This is a genomic window from Pseudomonas sp. NFACC04-2, from assembly GCF_900119265.1.
GTDB classification, from domain to species: Bacteria; Pseudomonadota; Gammaproteobacteria; order Pseudomonadales; family Pseudomonadaceae; genus Aquipseudomonas; species Aquipseudomonas fluorescens_AA.
Genome location: NZ_FPJC01000025.1, coordinates 24,709 through 40,319 on the forward strand (window position 1 = coordinate 24,709; position 15,611 = coordinate 40,319).

The 15,611-nt window shown below is 63.8% G+C and carries 10 protein-coding genes and 1 pseudogene; 2 read left to right on the forward strand and 9 right to left on the reverse strand.

Annotated features, from left to right (window positions below; genetic code table 11):
* Positions 1 to 68: 68 nt before the first annotated feature.
* The 4 genes from BT125_RS24650 to ptsP form a co-directional block, all read right to left on the reverse strand.
* A complete protein-coding gene (locus BT125_RS24650) occupies positions 69 to 1,610 on the reverse strand; it encodes an alkaline phosphatase D family protein (protein WP_072411290.1) in 1,542 nt (513 codons plus the stop codon).
* Positions 1,611 to 1,807: 197 nt separating this feature from the next.
* The gene (locus BT125_RS24655) at positions 1,808 to 3,550 is read right to left on the reverse strand and encodes a PTS fructose-like transporter subunit IIB (protein WP_072411292.1); all 1,743 of its coding nucleotides are present in this window, start codon (positions 3,548 to 3,550) and stop codon (positions 1,808 to 1,810) included.
* Between the two features lie 14 nt (positions 3,551 to 3,564).
* Entirely contained in the window at positions 3,565 to 4,506 is a 942-nt protein-coding gene (gene pfkB, locus BT125_RS24660) for a 1-phosphofructokinase (protein ID WP_072411294.1), read from the reverse strand.
* Positions 4,506 to 7,370 (reverse strand): phosphoenolpyruvate--protein phosphotransferase, encoded by a 2,865-nt coding sequence (gene ptsP / locus BT125_RS24665; RefSeq protein WP_072411296.1) that lies wholly within the window; start codon positions 7,368 to 7,370, stop codon positions 4,506 to 4,508. Before ptsP ends, pfkB begins: the two co-directional genes overlap by 1 nt.
* A 290-nt stretch (positions 7,371 to 7,660) precedes the next feature.
* Between ptsP and cra the strand changes: the two genes are divergently transcribed.
* Positions 7,661 to 8,656: a catabolite repressor/activator gene (cra, locus tag BT125_RS24670; protein ID WP_072411298.1), complete on the forward strand. Its 996-nt coding sequence runs from the start codon at positions 7,661 to 7,663 to the stop codon at positions 8,654 to 8,656.
* 20 nt (positions 8,657 to 8,676) lie between these two features.
* On the forward strand, positions 8,677 to 9,453 hold the full coding sequence (locus BT125_RS24675) for a TatD family hydrolase (protein ID WP_072411300.1): 777 nt from the start codon (positions 8,677 to 8,679) through the stop codon (positions 9,451 to 9,453).
* Positions 9,454 to 9,485: 32 nt separating this feature from the next.
* On the opposite strand, the gene BT125_RS30105 is transcribed toward BT125_RS24675, so the two are convergent.
* From BT125_RS30105 to BT125_RS24695, 5 genes and pseudogenes are all read right to left on the reverse strand, one after another.
* Entirely contained in the window at positions 9,486 to 10,415 is a 930-nt protein-coding gene (locus tag BT125_RS30105; RefSeq protein WP_371857827.1) for a methyl-accepting chemotaxis protein, read from the reverse strand.
* Positions 10,392 to 11,483 (reverse strand): annotated as a pseudogene (locus tag BT125_RS30110) (methyl-accepting chemotaxis protein); the annotation flags it as partial. The pseudogene BT125_RS30110 and the gene BT125_RS30105, both read right to left, overlap by 24 nt.
* Positions 11,484 to 11,803: 320 nt before the next feature.
* On the reverse strand, positions 11,804 to 12,640 hold the full coding sequence (ampE, locus tag BT125_RS24685; protein WP_072411304.1) for a regulatory signaling modulator protein AmpE: 837 nt from the start codon (positions 12,638 to 12,640) through the stop codon (positions 11,804 to 11,806).
* On the reverse strand, positions 12,637 to 13,197 hold the full coding sequence (gene ampD, locus BT125_RS24690; protein WP_072411306.1) for a 1,6-anhydro-N-acetylmuramyl-L-alanine amidase AmpD: 561 nt from the start codon (positions 13,195 to 13,197) through the stop codon (positions 12,637 to 12,639). The genes ampE and ampD overlap by 4 nt, the downstream gene beginning before the upstream one ends.
* Before the next feature lie 64 nt (positions 13,198 to 13,261).
* On the reverse strand, positions 13,262 to 15,475 hold the full coding sequence (locus BT125_RS24695; protein WP_072411308.1) for a DUF1631 domain-containing protein: 2,214 nt from the start codon (positions 15,473 to 15,475) through the stop codon (positions 13,262 to 13,264).
* Positions 15,476 to 15,611 lie beyond the last annotated feature (136 nt).

A 15,611-nucleotide genomic window follows, 5' to 3' on the forward strand; every position in this document is an offset into this window, starting at 1 on the left:
ACATCTGCCAACTGACACACCGCCTTCGCGAGCAAGCCCGCTCCCACAAGGTCTCGGTGATCCCTGAATCAAACCGGCTGCAACTTCTTCTCGAACACCGCCACCCCTTCCAGATCCCGCAACACCACACTCATCTCCCCGCTCGGCCCATCGATGTTCACCTCGCCAAAGAATTGATACCCGGCGAACGGCGAGGTGTTCTGGGTCGGGGGCGCTTTCTGGAACACCACCTCAGGACCGAAGGTCTTGTCCAGGGTGTTGGGCCCGAAACTGCCGGCGTTCAAGGGCCCGGCGACGAACTCCCAGAACGGTTCGAAATCCTTGAACGCGGCGTGTTCGGGGTGGTAGTGATGGGCGGCGCAATAGTGGACGTCGGCGGTGAGCCAGACGTAGTTGCGCACCTGATGCTTGCGCAGGTACCCCAACAGTTCGGCGATCTCCAGTTCACGCCCCTGGGCCGCGCCCGGGTCACCGTTGGCGACCGCTTCCCAACGCGGCACGCCGGGGCTGACCTCGCCATCCGGCACACCCAGGCCAATGGGCATGTCGGCGGCGATGACTTTCCACTGGGCGCGGGATTGCTTCAACTCATGCTTGAGCCAATTCAATTGCTCACGCCCCAGGAAAGGTTTGGCCGCGCCGAGGTTGGCGTCGTTGGCTTCGCGGTAACTGCGCATGTCCAGCACGAACACATCCAGCAGCGGCCCGTAACCGAGCTTGCGGTAGATCCGCCCGCCGCCGTCGGCCTTCTGTCGGCGCATCGGCGCGTATTCCAGCCAGGCCTGCCGCGCACGCCCCACCAGGCTGTGGATATCCTTGGTCTGGTAACGCTCGTCCAGTTGCTTGCCCGGCGACCAGTTGTTGACCACCTCGTGGTCGTCCCACTGCCAGATCTGTGGTACTTCGGCATTGAAGCGGCGTACGTTTTCGTCCATCAGGTTGTAGCGATAGTTGCCGCGATACTCATCCAGGGTTTCGGCGACCTTGCTCTTGGCGTCGGAGGTGATATTGCGCCAGATGCGCCCACCCTCGACGGTGATTTGCGCCGGCACCGGGCCGTCGGCGTAGATGGTGTCGCCGCTGTGGATAAAGAAATCCGGCAGGCGCAGACGCATGGCTTCGTAAATGCGCATGCCGCCGATGTCCGGGTTGATCCCGAAACCCTGGCCGACGGTATCGCCACTCCAGACAAAACGGATGTTGCGCTTGAACTGCGGCACGCTGCGCAGGTGGCCAAGCCAGGGCTCGCTGGCAACCCCGCTTTGGACATCTTCGAAATGCACACGGTAGAAAATCGCCTGGTCGCGGGGCAACCCGGTCAGTTCGACCCGGGCGGTGAAATCACTGCGGGCGTCGGCCACGTGCGAGACGAAGCGACGGGGATTGCTGAACTTGCTGCGGGTGTCCCACTCCACCACCATCCGCGCTGGACGGTCGCTGCGGCTCCAGATCATCGCCCGGTCGCCCTGCAGGTCGCCAGACTGTACACCGTCGGTGAGCACCGGACGATCCTTGACCGAAGCCATCACCGCCGGCGCCAGCCCCGGCAACAACAACCCCGCTCCTACGGCTTGCATCACCCGACGACGTCCCAGGTCGAATTCGCTCATGGTGTTCTCCCTTGAAATGGGAAAACTTAAGCATGGCTGTGTGAAGTGGGTGTGACAGGAGTTTCATGCCCGCCCAAAACCAATGTGGGAACGGGCTTTGCTCGCGAAAGCGGAGTGTCAGGCAACACTTTCGTCGACCGACCCACCGCTTTCGCGAGCAAGCCCGCTCCCACATAAGGAGAGCGGTGTGGATTGAATCAGGCCTTGGCCGGCTCCAACGCCATCTCCACCACCTCAGGCCGCTTGAGCAGTGCGTACGCCACTGCCGTCAGCAGGCTTCCCGCCACGATCGCCAGCAAGTACAACAACGCATGGTTGATGGCGTTGGGGATCAGCATCACGAATAGGCCGCCGTGGGGGGCCATGAGCTTGCAGCCGAAGTACATCGACAGCGCACCGGTCAACGCACCGCCGGCGATGCTCGCCGGGATCACCCGCAGCGGATCCTTGGCCGCGAACGGGATCGCGCCTTCGGAGATGAAGCACAGTCCCAGCACCAGTGCCGCTTTGCCGGCCTCGCGCTCGGTCTGGGCAAATTTTCGCCGGGCGATGAACGTGGCGATGCCCAGGCCAATGGGCGGCACCATGCCGGCGGCCATGGCCGCGGCCATCGGTGCATAACTCTGCGAAGCCAGCAGCCCCACCGAAAACGCATAGGCGGCCTTGTTGATCGGCCCGCCGAGGTCGACGCACATCATCGCCCCCAGCAACACGCCCAACAGAATCGCATTGGTGGTGCCCATGCTGTCGAGGAAGTGAGTCAAGGCTTCGAGCATGCCCGCCACCGGTTTGCCGACGATGTAGATCATCACCAGGCCGGTGAACAGGCTCGCCAGCAGCGGGATGATCAGGATCGGCTTGAGCGCTTCCAGGCTCTGGGGCAAGCGCGCGTAGCGGTTGATCGCCTTGGCCGCGTAACCGGCCAGGAAACCGGCGATGATCCCGCCAATGAAGCCGGCGCCCAGGGTGCTCGCCAGCATCCCGCCGATCATGCCTGGCGCCAGGCCCGGCCGATCGGCGATGGAATAGGCGATGTAGCCGGCCAGCAACGGCACCATCAACTTGAACGCGGTCTCGCCGCCGATCTGCATCAGCGCGGCCGCCAGGGTGCCAGGCTCCTTGAAGGCCTCGATGCCGAACACGAACGACAAGGCGATCATCAAACCACCAGCCACCACCATCGGCAGCATGAAGGACACGCCCGTCAGCAGGTGCTTGTAGGCGCCGGTCTTCTCCGACTTGGCCGGGGCGCTGGCGCCGCTCGACGCGCTTTCCTGGCGACCTTCGACCAGCGCTTTGTTCAGCGTCGCTTCGGCCTGTTTCAGGGCGATGCCCGTGCTGCAACGATAGATCTTCTTGCCGGCAAACCGCTCGGTGGCGACTTCAATGTCGGTCGCCAGCAGCACCACGTCCGCTTCGGCGATGGCCTCGGCGCTCAACGGATTGCGCGCACCGACCGAACCCTGGGTTTCCACTTGCAGGTCGTAGCCCAGTTTCGTCGCCGCCTGCTGCAAGGCCTCGGCGGCCATGAAGGTATGGGCGACACCCGTTGGGCATGCCGTGATGGCGACCAGGCGCGGGGCTCGCTCGGCCGACGGCGCCGGCTCTTGTGCGAACGCGTCTGCCTCGCCCAGAACCTCAGCTTCCACGGCGCCACGACGCAGCACCGCATCAACGTCCTGGAGGGCCAGGGCCGGTGTGCTGCGGAACACCCGCTTACCGACGAACCGCGACAGGTCCACCGGGCCGCTGGCGACCAGCAACACCCACTCGGCCGCCTCGAGGGTCGCCGCCGACAACTGGCGTTCCGGATGGGCCGCGTCATGGACCTCGACACTGGTGCTCCAACCCTGGCGCTGCGCCGCGGCGTCCAGCAGGCGGGCGCACAACACACTGGTAACCATGCCGTTCGGGCAGGCCGTCACAATGGCTAGTTTCATTCTTGCGAACCCTCTTATTGTTCTGTCAGGGGGCGCACGCGCACGCCCTGTTCAAGCGACGCCAGCAACGCGGTGTCGTGGATGCCGAACCCGATCTGCGTGACCGCCATGGCGGCGATGGCCGTGGCAGTGCGCAGTGTCTGTTCCGGGGTGTCGGCGCTGAGCAGGCCGTGGAGCATGCCCGCCAGCAGCGAATCCCCGGCGCCCACGGTACTGGCGACGCTGACCTTGGGCGGCGAGGCATGCAACGCCGCACCGACACTGAACCAGTTCACGCCATCGGCACCGTGGGAAATCACCACATGCTCGACGCCCTGGGCATGCAGGCGCTGCGCCGCTTGCGCCTGGGCCGTTTCGCTCACCACCTCGCACCCCAGCGCATCGGCCAGTTCCTCGGTGTTCGGCTTGATCAGCCACGGCCCCGCCGCCAGGGCAACGCGCAAGGCTTCGCCGCTGGTGTCGAGGGCCACGTGCAGGCCGAGTGTCTTCAAGCGTGCGATCAATGCCTGCAACCACTGCGGGCTGACGCCCCGGGGCAAGCTGCCCGCCACCACGACCACGTCGTGGCCGGGGGCGATCTGCTCCAAACGCGCCAGCAACGCCTGCTGTGCGGCGGCATCGACCACCGGGCCCGGCCCGTTGAGGTCAGTGATGCGCCCGTCCTGCTCGGCCAGCTTGATGTTGCTGCGGGTCTCGCCGGGGACACGGATGAAGGCGTCGACAAAACCCCGTTGGGCGAACAGCGTCTCGAACACCTGGGCATTGTCTTCGCCCAGAAAGCCACTGACCGTCAGCGTATGGCCGAGGTCAGCCAGCACCTGGGCCACGTTCACGCCTTTGCCGGCGGCATGGGTGTGCATGTCGTCACTGCGGTTGACCTGCCCTGGTTCCAGGCGCGCCAGTTCCACCGTAAGGTCAAGCGCCGGGTTGAGGGTCAGGGTTAGAATCTTCGCCATTACAGCGCCTCCACTAATGCGCGCACGTCATCGGCGCTGCCCACGGCCAAGGCCGCCTGGGCCAGGGTTTGGACTTGCGCCAGGCTCAGTTCGCGAACCCGCGCCTTGACCTCGGCAATGCTACGGGCGGAGACACTCAGCTCGTCCACGCCCAGGCCCACCAGCACCGGCACCGCCAGCGGATCGGCCGCCAATTCGCCACACACACCGACCCACTTGCCATGGGCATGGGCGGCGCGCACGGTGATGTCGATCAGTTGCAGCACCGCCGGGTGCAAGCCATCGGCCTGGGCCGAAAGGGTCGGATGCCCCCGGTCGATGGCCAGGGTGTATTGCGTCAGGTCGTTGGTGCCGACGCTGAAGAAGTCGACTTCCTTGGCCAGCACCGGCGCCAGCAACGCAGCGGACGGCACTTCGATCATGATCCCCAGTTGCAGGTCCGCCACGGGGATTTCCCGGCGCAGGCGCTCGGTCATGTCCCGGGCCTGACGCCACTCGTCGACGCTGCCCACCATCGGGAACATGATCCGCAGTGGACGGCTGTCCGCCGAGCGCAACAAGGCCCGCAATTGCGCTTCCATGACTAGCGGGCGCTGCAAAGTCAGGCGAATGCCACGCACGCCGAGGAACGGGTTTTCTTCTTTCGCGATCGGCCAGTACGGCAGCGGCTTGTCGCCGCCCACATCGAGGGTACGCACCACCAGCGGCCGACCGGCCAGGCCATCGAGCACCTTGCGGTATTCGGCTTCCTGGGTCGCTTCGTCCGGCGCCTGGTTGTGAGCCATGAAAATCAGTTCGGTACGCAACAGGCCAATGCCTTCGGCGCCCTGCTCCACCGCGCTGACCACGCCGGCGCTTTCGCCAATATTGGCGAACACTTCCACGGCATGCCCATCACAGGTCAGCGCCGGCTCGTGGCGCTGCTCGGCCGCGACCTTGAGGCGCTGTTCCCGGGTGTCGCGCTCTTCCCTGGCGCGCTGCAACGTGGCGGCGTCCGGGTCCACGTGCAGGCGACCGCGCTGGCCATCCAGCAGCAAGGACGTGCCCGGCGCCAGCAACAATACCGCCGCACCAGCGCCCACCAGCGCCGGAATACCCAGGGCGCGGGCGACGATGGCGCTATGGGCGGTGGCGCCGCCACGGGCGGTGAGAATCCCCGCCACACGGGTCGGATCCAGGCGGGCCACGTCGGACGGTCCGACTTCGTCCATGACCAGGATGTAGGGTTGATCGGGCTCGTTCGGGGTTTCGACACCACACAGTTGCGCCAGCACCCGACGACCGACGTCACGCAAATCGGCGGCCCGTTCGGCCAACAAGGCATCCTGCAAGGCTTCCTGCTCTTTGGCGGCGGCTTCGATCACGCCCATCCACGCCGCTTGCGCACTCTCGCCCAGCTTCAAGCGGGTGTCGACTTCGTCGGTCAGCTCCGGGTCGTCGAGCATTTCCTGGTGGGTGATGAAGATCTCGCGGATAGCCTTGGCCTTGGCGCGTTCGATCAGGCCTTGGATGTCTTGGCGTACCTGGTTCAAGGCGTTCTGCAGGCGCTCGCGCTCGATAGCCGCCGATTCCCCGCGCAGCGGATAGTCGATGGCCTGCAATACCTGGATGTGGGCCGGGCCGATGGCGATGCCCGGGGCGGCGGCGACGGCCTGGATCAGGCTGCCGGATTCGGGCGCCAGCATGACGGTCGCGACCTCGGCCATCACGGTTTCCCGTGGGGCACTCGGTGGCGGCAGCGGTTCGACCTCTTCGCCCAGGCCTTCTTCGATGGCGGCCAGCAGTGCCGGCAACGCGTCGTCGGCAATGCTCGGTTCGGCGATGAACTCCAGGACCTGGCCACGACGGGCGCCCAGGCTCAGCAGTTTGCTCAAGCTCTTGGCCGATACGGCGCTGTCCTGGCCGTCGACAATGCGCACGCGGATTTCGCCGTCGAAGCTTTTCGCCAACTGGGCGAGGATCTTCGCCGGGCGTGCATGCAAGCCATGGGCGTTGGCCAGCCCGATGCGCGCGCTGGGCCAGTCGGCAGGCAATTCACCGCCGAGCACTTCCAACACCTTGCGGCTGCTGGTGGCGCGGCCCAGCTCGTGGCCGCGGCCTTCGATCAGCAAGGCGCAGAGCCTTTCCAGCAAGGCCTGGTGGGCCTCGCCGAGGCTGGCGAGGCAGAACAGGCCGCTCAACGGTTGGCCCAAGTAACGGATGGGTTTGTCCGGGGTGACGAACGCCAGGCCCGGACGCTTGACGGTCTGTTCGCTGTGCAGCCACCACAAGCCATCGCCCAAGGGCAGCGCATCGACTTGCTGCAACACACCGGCAAAGCCGTTGCTCACACAGTCGGCCTGGCGCAACAGGCGGGCGCCGCGCCACACCAGCTCTTCAAAATCGTCAGCCGATACACCGAGGCCGATCATCTGGGCATCCAGGGCCAGTTCCTGCGGCGCGCCTTGCAGCAGCTTCAGCAAGGCTTCGGCGGAACCGGCGCGGCGCAAGGCCTGGCCGAGGTCTGTCTCGCCGAGGGCGCGGGTCAGCAGTTGCAGCAGGCGCAGGTGTTCGTCGGACTTGGCGGCGATGCCGATGGCCAGGTAGACAATCTGACCATCGCCCCAGTCCACGCCTTCGGGGAATTGCAGCAGGCGCACACCGGTGGAATAGACCAGCTCGCGGGTCTGCGGGGTGCCGTGGGGGATGGCAATACCTTGGCCAAGAAAGGTCGAACCCTGGGCTTCACGGGCCTGCAAGCCAGCGAGGTAACCCTCGGCTACCAGACCATCGGCCACCAGTTTGTCGGCGAGCAGTTGCAGTGCAGCGTCTTTATCCACAGCCGTCTGCGCCATGGATATCTGCTCTAGAGTGAGCTCGAGCATGCTTTCTCCTTTTTGGCGTCCGGGTTGGCGCCAGGTATTGTTTTGAATGAATCAGCTTAGCGTTACAGGACGGCTTTTGGCGGTATTGCGGCAGCACGGCCAAAAATCCTGCTAGCCTTGAAAATACGCTTGCTGAAACGTTTAATCTAGAAAGATTGGCACGTTACTCGATAATCTCTCATCGTTGAAGTGCAACTTGTCGTAAGCGCTTGAGCGGTAACCGTCAGCTTGAATCGGGTAGGATGGCCCTTAATCCTCGGGGCTAACTCGAAAAAACAAGGAAAACCGGGTTGAAACTCAGTGATATTGCTCAATTGGCCGGTGTGTCCGTCACCACCGCCAGCTATGTCATCAATGGCAAGGCCGAACAGCAACGCATCAGCAGCGCCACTGTCGAACGGGTGCGGGCGGTGGTCGAGGAACATGGCTTCACGCCCAACCCCCAGGCCGCCGGGCTGCGCAGCCGGCACACCCGCACCCTGGGCTTCATCCTGCCAGATCTGGAAAACCCCAGTTACGCACGCATCGCCAAGTTGCTGGAACAAGGCGCCCGGGCACGGGGCTATCAGTTGCTGATCGCCAGCTCCGATGATGCGCCCGACAGTGAACGGCAGCTGTTGCAATTGTTCCGCGCCCGGCGCTGCGATGCGCTGATCGTCGCCAGTTGCCTGCCGGCCGGCGACGACAGCTACCAGCAGTTGCAGGCCAAGGGCATTCCGATCATCGCCATCGACCGGGTGATGGAACCGGCGCATTTCTGCTCGGTGATCAGCGACGACCGCCAGGCCAGCCTGCACCTGACGCGCAGCCTGCTGGAGACCCACCCTCGACAAATCGCCTTGATCAGCGCCCGCCCCGAATTGAGCATCAGCCAGGAACGGGCCGCAGGTTTTCGTGAAGCCTTGGCCGGGTTCGAGGGCCAGGTGTTGATCGAGCATGGCGAGTCGTTCAGCCGTGAATGCGGCCGTCAGTTGATGGATGAAATGCTCGCGCGCCTGGGGCATCTGCCCGATGCGCTGATCACCACGTCCTATGTGCTGCTGCAAGGGGTGTTCGACGCCCTGCATGATTTCCCGCTCAAGTCGCGGCCATTGCGCCTGGGCACGTTTGGTGACACGCAGTTGCTGGATTTCCTGCCGCTGCCGGTCAATGCCATGTCCCAACAACATCAGTTGATCGCCGACAAGGCCCTGGAACTGGCCCTGGCAGCCATCGAAAACGATGACTACCAACCTGGCGTGCAGGCCATCGCGCGGACGTTCAAGCAGCGGATCCACCAGGGCTGACGTTTCCTCAGGATTGATGCATGGAGTTGATCGACACCCACACCCACCTGGACTTCCCGGACTTTGACGCGGACCGCCCGGCGCTGCTGGCCGAAAGCCGCGCCTCGGGCGTGCGGCAAATGGTGGTGCTGGGCGTGTACCGGGACAATTGGCAGCGGGTCTGGGACCTGGTGCAAAGCGACCCGGACCTGCATGCCGCCCTGGGCCTGCACCCGGTGTACCTCGACCAGCATCGACCCGACGACGTGGCGCTGTTGCGCGACTGGCTGAGCCGCCTGGCCGGGCACCGGCAATTGTGTGCAGTGGGCGAGATCGGCCTGGACTATTACATCGAGACCCTGGACCGTGACCGCCAGCAAGCGCTGTTCGAAGCGCAGTTGGCACTGGCGGTGGAGTTCGAACTGCCGGCACTGATCCACGTGCGCCGCAGCCATGCCGCCGTGATCGCGACCCTCAAGCGCATCAACCCTACCCGGGCGGGAATCATCCACGCCTTCGCCGGCAGTTTTGAAGAGGCCCGCGAATACCTCAAGCTCGGCTTCAAACTCGGCCTCGGCGGTGCGGCGACCTGGCCCCAGGCCCTGCGCATGCACCGGGTGCTGGCGAAACTGCCGCTGGATGCGGTGGTGCTGGAAACCGACTCACCAGACATGGCCCCAGCCATGTTTCCTGGACAACGCAACAGCCCGGCGCACTTGCCGGCGATTTGCGAGGCGCTGGCCGGGATCATGGCGGTGACGCCCGAGCGACTGGCCGAGGCCAGCACCGCCAACGCCCGCCAACTGTTCAACTGGTGAACCTATAGGAGCGAGCTTGCTCCCACAATGGTCTACACCCGAAACGCATTGATCAGTTGCTTGAGCTGCACCACCTGGGCAGACAGCTCACGGCTGGCGTTTTCGGTCTGGTGCGCGCCTTCGGCCGTGCGTTCGCCGGCGCGGTTGATCTCGACGATGTTCTGGTCAATGTCATGGGCCACGGCCGTCTGCTGCTCCACGGCGGCGGCGATCTGCTGGTTCTGGTCGACGATCATGCCGACCGCACCGAGGATATTTTCCAGGGCCTGCTGGACCTTTTCCGATTGGCCGACCGTGCCATTGGCCATCTCATGACTGGTGCCCATCGCCTTGACGGCGGCACCGACACCGCCGTGCAGGCGGGTGATCATCGCTTCGATTTCTTCGGTCGATTGCTGGGTCCGCTTGGCCAGGGTCCGCACTTCATCGGCCACCACCGCAAAACCCCGCCCCTGTTCACCGGCCCGTGCGGCTTCGATGGCGGCATTGAGAGCCAGCAGGTTGGTCTGCTCGGCGATGCTCTTGATCACATCCAGCACGCGGCTGATGGCCTGGCTGTCGGTCGCCAGTTGGTTGATCACCTGCACCGACTGATCGATCTCACTGGCCAAGCGGGCGATGCTGCCCTGCTGCGACTCCACCAGCCCGCGTCCGCTGAGGGTCTCGTCGTTCACGCTGTGGGCACTGCTCACGGCAGCGGCGGCACTGCGAGCCACTTCCAGGGCCGTGGCCGACATCTGGTTCATCGCCGTGGCCACCAGTTCGATCTGGCTGCGCTGGCCGGCGACGGCCTGGTTGCTCTGGGCCGATACCGTTTCCACCTGCCCGGCCTGGCGTTCGACTTCCGCGACGGTGCGGCTGACCTGTTCGATCAGGTCATGGATCTTCGCCACCGTACCGTTGAACACTTCACCCAATTCGCCCAGTTCATCCTTGCTGCGCGCCACGAAATTGACCGTCATGTCCCCCGCCGCCACTTTGTCCATCATCTGGCCCAGGTGCTGGAGGGTGGTGCGGGTCGACGCGTAGAAGCCGGCGTACAGGTAAAAAATCAACAGGAACACCGCCACCAGCGCCACGGCTTGCAGCACCATGTGGCTACGATTCTGCTCAAGCCGCTGCTGCAACTGCACACCGAGAAAGCCCTGGGTCGCCTCGTTCAGCCGATAAGTTTGCTCCATCAGGCCGCTGACCTGCTCAAAGAACGCCGGCCACGGAGCATCGAGGGTGTCGGCCATCACCACTTGCTCCTCGATCAGCTCCGACGCTTTCTTGAGGGTGCTCTTGCTGCCGTCGGCCTGGGCGCCAAGGGCTTGCCCTGCGGCCTTGCTGGAGCCGAGGGCGTCCTGCAGTTTCAAGTCGTACTCGCCCTGGAGCTTTTCGATCTGCGCCAGCAACTCGTCGAAGCGGGTGCTCGATGCCGAATTGAGAAACCCCTGCCCCAACGAGGACGCGCCCAGCGCCCGACCATCGCCGAGGATCTGGGTGACCTTGGGGGTGGTGCCGATGATCAATTCGCTGAGTTGGCGGATGTCGCTCTGATTGTCGCGGCTCAGCCCCGCCTGGCTGGCGATGATCTGACTGAACATCTGGGCGCTGTTGAGCAACTTGCCGATCAGCGCACTTTTGCTCTGCAGGGAGCTTTCCGCCTGCTGGGCCTTGAAAGCACCGATCATCTCGTCGCGCTTGGCCTCGAAAGCACTGACTTGCTCAGGTTCGATGGCCATGGCGGTCATGCCTTGCAGGCGCGTGAGGACCTGTTGTTCCAGGCTGCCGATCTTCGCTTCGACATCACCAGCCTTGCCGGACTGGCCCAGGCTGGCGTTGATCTGCACCAGGTTGTTGAGGGTTTCCAGGTCCCGGCGCAGGGTCAGGCTGCTGCCCAGCAGGTCGAGGCTTTGCAGCTCCACTTGGGTGCCCTGGAATTCCCGATAGGAATCACGCACCAGAAAGAAGTTGGTCACCAGCATCGGTAGCAGGAACAGCACGCTGATCAGGCTGAACTTCATGCCGAAGCTCAGGCGGTTCATCAGCGCGACGGCGGGCCAGAGCAAACTCTTCACAAGGAAGCCTCCCGGTAGTGTTCTTATTGTTATGAGCTCGCGCACGGAGACAGCAGAAAGCCACTATTCGGGCGCTGTCCCTGTATAGCCTAAATCGGCGGGGAGATTTGTAACTTAAGGTTAACGACGTAGCGCTGTGTAGGAGCTGACGAGTGCAACGAGGCTGCGATCTTTCCCCTGACGCTTGAATCCCAACCGAAAGATCAAAGATCGCAGGCTTCGCCCGCTCCTACAGAGCCGAGTGGGAGCAAGCTCTCTCGCCACAAAAAGCACCTTGACGACAGCTGTCAGGCCAACACCGTCCACAACGCAAACCCGGCATACCAGAGCACGGCCGCACGCAGCAGCAATTCCCACAGGCGGTCCAAGCTATTGATGCCATCCGGCCCGGCGACGGGCTTGGGGATTTCGCCAGCCACCAGGCCGACCTTGTCGATGAGGTCGGCCGCGCTGATGTTCCAGTTCAACAGCTCATGCAGCATGACCCGACTGACCGCGACGAAATTGCCCACCAGGGCGAAGCTTGCCGCCAGCAACCGCACCGGCACCCAGTCGAAGGCATGGCGCATCTGCGCAGCCCGCTCGGCCACACCGGGGTTCTGGCTATGCTCGGCGGCCAGCGCCAGCAGTCGATAGCTCAAGGCCGCGACCGGGCCCAACACGAAGTACCAGAAAATCACCGCGAAAAAGCTCTGGTAGGCCTGCCACAACAAATGCCCCTGGACCCGCTCCAGCAATTGCTCACCGTCATCGGCCTCAATGTCCAGGTCGCGCTTGGCCACATGGGCCGCCGCTTGCAGGTCCTCCCGACGCCAGGCGTCGCGAAACGGCCCGAGGGCGGCCAGTAGATCGCCGCGCCCCAGGCTGTAAATCACCACCAGCAAATGCACCGGCAGCGCCAGCAGACCATAGGCCACTGGCTCCAGCACCCACAAAAGCAGCGCCAGCAGGGCCACAGGCAGCAGGACCAGCACCGTCAGCACCAGCCAGGGTCGGTTGACCCACCGTGGGTTCGCCTCGAGCTTGTTCAGCTCGCCCAGCCAACCGCCGTCGCGCTGGACCCGCTGGCGCAAGGCCGAGAATTTCTCGATCCAGACGGCCAGCAGCAACACCAGAAAACTCATTGTCCTTCCCCTTCTGTCAGGGCCGCGCGATAGCGCGCCCAGTCGAATGCCGGTCCCGGATCGGTCTTGCGCCCCGGTGCGATGTCGCTATGCCCGCAGATACGCTGCACAGTGATCGCCCTGAACGCCGCTTGCAACTGCCGGGTCAGGGCCACCAATGCGACATATTGCGCGTCGGTGAACGGCAGATCATCCGTGCCCTCAAGCTCGATGCCGAGGGAAAAATCATTACAGGTCTCACGCCCCTCGAAGCACGAGACGCCCGCATGCCACGCACGATCCAGACAAGAGACAAATTGGGTCACGGCGCCGTCACGCTCGATCAGAAAATGCGCGGAAACGCGCAGGTCGACGATACCGGCAAAGTAGGGATGTTCCGTGACATCCAGACGATTCTGGAAGAACTCCTGCACCTTGCCGGTGGCGAATTGTGCCGGGGGCAGGCTGATGTTGTGGATCACCAGCAGGGAGATTTCGCCCTCGGGGCGCGCATTGAAGTTGGGCGATGGGCAATGACGCACCCCCTCGCACCAACCGCTCGCGGAGTCCAACTGCATACAGGTTCCTTCGATGACGACGGTGAATGCCGTCAGTATGCCGTGATCGGACCGGGCTGCGCGATCACTTGCCGCGATTGAGCTGGCGCAGATTGCCCAGCACCGACTCCAGCGCCCGGTCGAACAACAGGGTGTCGTCCAACAGCCGCGCCGCGCCGCGACGAAACTCCAGGGCCAGGCTGGTGCGGCTATGCTCCAGCACCTTGAGGCCGGTGCGATTGACGAAGACGTATTTGCCGGTGGCCTCGATGATCGCCGCCAGCTTGCAGCGCAGGGTATTGTCATCCTCCTCCTGGAACTCGACCCAGCTCCCCAGGTGCAGCTGGTCGACCTGCATCAGGCCGACATCATCCGCCGGCAAATGCACCGCCACGCTTTCCCCCGCCGATTTTTGCGCAGGGCGCAGGACGATTTTTTCCAGCACTTCGACCATGGCCGGCGAATCGAACGGCTGGGCCTGTTCCGTTGCCTGGCCCATACGTTCGAGCGCCTGCACATGCAGGACTTCCAGCTCACTGAAAAACTCGCTGGTGGCGAACGGATCGAACGCCGAACGGCTCAGGCCTTCACGCAGGGCCTTGAGCAGCTCCGGCACCATCGCCAGCAAACGCAGGCCGGCGTCGGGCTCGTCATGCGGCTGGACGCTCCAGATCAATTGCTCCAGGGTCAGGACGTCGGCCTGCCACTCGGCGGAATACTTGCCGTGCTTGAAACAGGTCAGCAACAACACCTGGCTCCAGGCGTGTTGCACGAACTCCACCACGGCTTGCGGCAGGACTTTGCCCAGCATCACCTGGTTCAGCGCCCCTTCGACGCGCTGGCGCGCCAGTTCGGCTTTGGCCCGGCCCTCCTCGGCGTCGCGGATACGCTGCTCAAGCAACTCGCTGCGCCGCCGCTCGTCACTGGTGAAGGCCAGGAAATCGGCCAGCAGCTCGGAGAAAATCGCCGGGTCATCGACGAAATCATTCAGCAGGCGCTGCACGACTTGTTCGATGCGCAAATACAGGCTGTCGCGCTGATGATCGTCGCAATCGCCCCAGCCCATGGCGGCGGCCGCGATTTCGTTCAGCAGTCGCCGGGCCGGATGATTGCCGCGGCTGAAGAAGCTCTTGTCCTGCACCGCGACCTTGAGCATCGGGATCTGCAGGCGGCCGATCAGGGCCTTGAAGGAGTCTGGGAGGTTGTGGTCGTCGAGGATGAATTCGAACATCATCGAGATCAGGTTGATCACATCTTCATCGGCGCCTTCGACCACCCGGGACTTGCCACTTCTGACGCTGACCCGGGTCAACAGTTGTTCGAGCTGGCTACGCAAGTCGAATTCGTCCTGCACGGCAGGCGCTGGCACGTACTGCTGCAAATGCGAGAGCAGCCGCAGCAGGTCACGGGTCGAGATGGGCTGGGGCGGCACGCTGGCTTCCAGGGTCGGCGCCACACTGCCACGCACTTGCATCAACAGCTTCTGCAAGGCGGCGAACACTTCCTGCACGCTGTCGTCGACCTCGGCATCGCTGGGCTTGGCAACGATTTCAGCGTTGGGCCTGGGGGTATCCTCGGAGCGATCCGACGCCCGGCGCGCCGGGGTCACCTTGAGTTCCGGCAAGATGCCCGTGGCGGCCAGCAACTGGTTGGCCTCGGTATAGAGCTGGTCGCACTCGCTGAGCACATAACGCTCGAAGAGCTTGAGCAAGATCAACTTGACCTTGATGCCCACGCCCAGGTTACGCCCGGCCTGCAGGAACTTCTCGCACAGCAGTGCCGGGCTGAGTGGGTTGTATTGGTTGACCAGCGGTCGGTCCAGCAGTACACCGAGCCGGGCCGTCAGTTGCTCCAGCGACACGCCATCGCGCCTGAGCACCCGAGTGACCATGGCCTCGACCGCCAGATGACGTTCCAGCTCATCGTGGGAGCGCTGGGTCTGGCCGTCCGGCGCCAGGGCCGGCGCCAGGCTGGCGTGGGTCAGGTCGTACTGGGCCAGGCTGACGAAAGTCTCGAAAAACTGCTCGATGAACTCGCGTTCGATGCTCTTGCGCTTCAGGCGCAGGTCCCGCATGGCCTCGAAGTACAGGTTCTGCTCGACGTCGTCGCGCGCCCGGTCGGCCATTTCAAACAAGGTGTCGTCGGCATTATCGAACAGCCCCTGCAAGCCCAGGCGCAACTGTTGGGCGGCTTTGTCGCGAACCTGAAGCAGAATCACAGGCAGGCGGGCGAGCGGCGAACGATTCGCCTGATCGGTAGCCACCTTGTGCAAAGGCACTACATTCCCGTCGTTGTGCATCCTGGCCTCCTGAAACGGTTTTCGGCTCGCAACGTCAAAGTGATGACGTCAATCGAAAGGCGGATTATCGGGTAAAACAACCCTGTCGTACTAGCAGACTCTGTGAACCAGCTCGAAATACGGCGCAATTAAGTGA

What these genes read in the sequence shown, in the direction of transcription:
- BT125_RS24650 (WP_072411290.1), bottom strand. Translation starts at nt 1,610, where the DNA reads ATGAGCGAATTCGACCTGGGACGTCGTCGGGTGATGCAAGCCGTAGGA.
- BT125_RS24655 (WP_072411292.1), bottom strand. Translation starts at nt 3,550, where the DNA reads ATGAAACTAGCCATTGTGACGGCCTGCCCGAACGGCATGGTTACCAGT.
- pfkB (WP_072411294.1), bottom strand. Translation starts at nt 4,506, where the DNA reads ATGGCGAAGATTCTAACCCTGACCCTCAACCCGGCGCTTGACCTTACG.
- ptsP (WP_072411296.1), bottom strand. Translation starts at nt 7,370, where the DNA reads ATGCTCGAGCTCACTCTAGAGCAGATATCCATGGCGCAGACGGCTGTG.
- BT125_RS24675 (WP_072411300.1), top strand. Translation starts at nt 8,677, where the DNA reads ATGGAGTTGATCGACACCCACACCCACCTGGACTTCCCGGACTTTGAC.
- BT125_RS30105 (WP_371857827.1), bottom strand. Translation starts at nt 10,415, where the DNA reads ATGACGGTCAATTTCGTGGCGCGCAGCAAGGATGAACTGGGCGAATTG.
- ampE (WP_072411304.1), bottom strand. Translation starts at nt 12,640, where the DNA reads ATGAGTTTTCTGGTGTTGCTGCTGGCCGTCTGGATCGAGAAATTCTCG.
- ampD (WP_072411306.1), bottom strand. Translation starts at nt 13,197, where the DNA reads ATGCAGTTGGACTCCGCGAGCGGTTGGTGCGAGGGGGTGCGTCATTGC.
- BT125_RS24695 (WP_072411308.1), bottom strand. Translation starts at nt 15,475, where the DNA reads ATGCACAACGACGGGAATGTAGTGCCTTTGCACAAGGTGGCTACCGAT.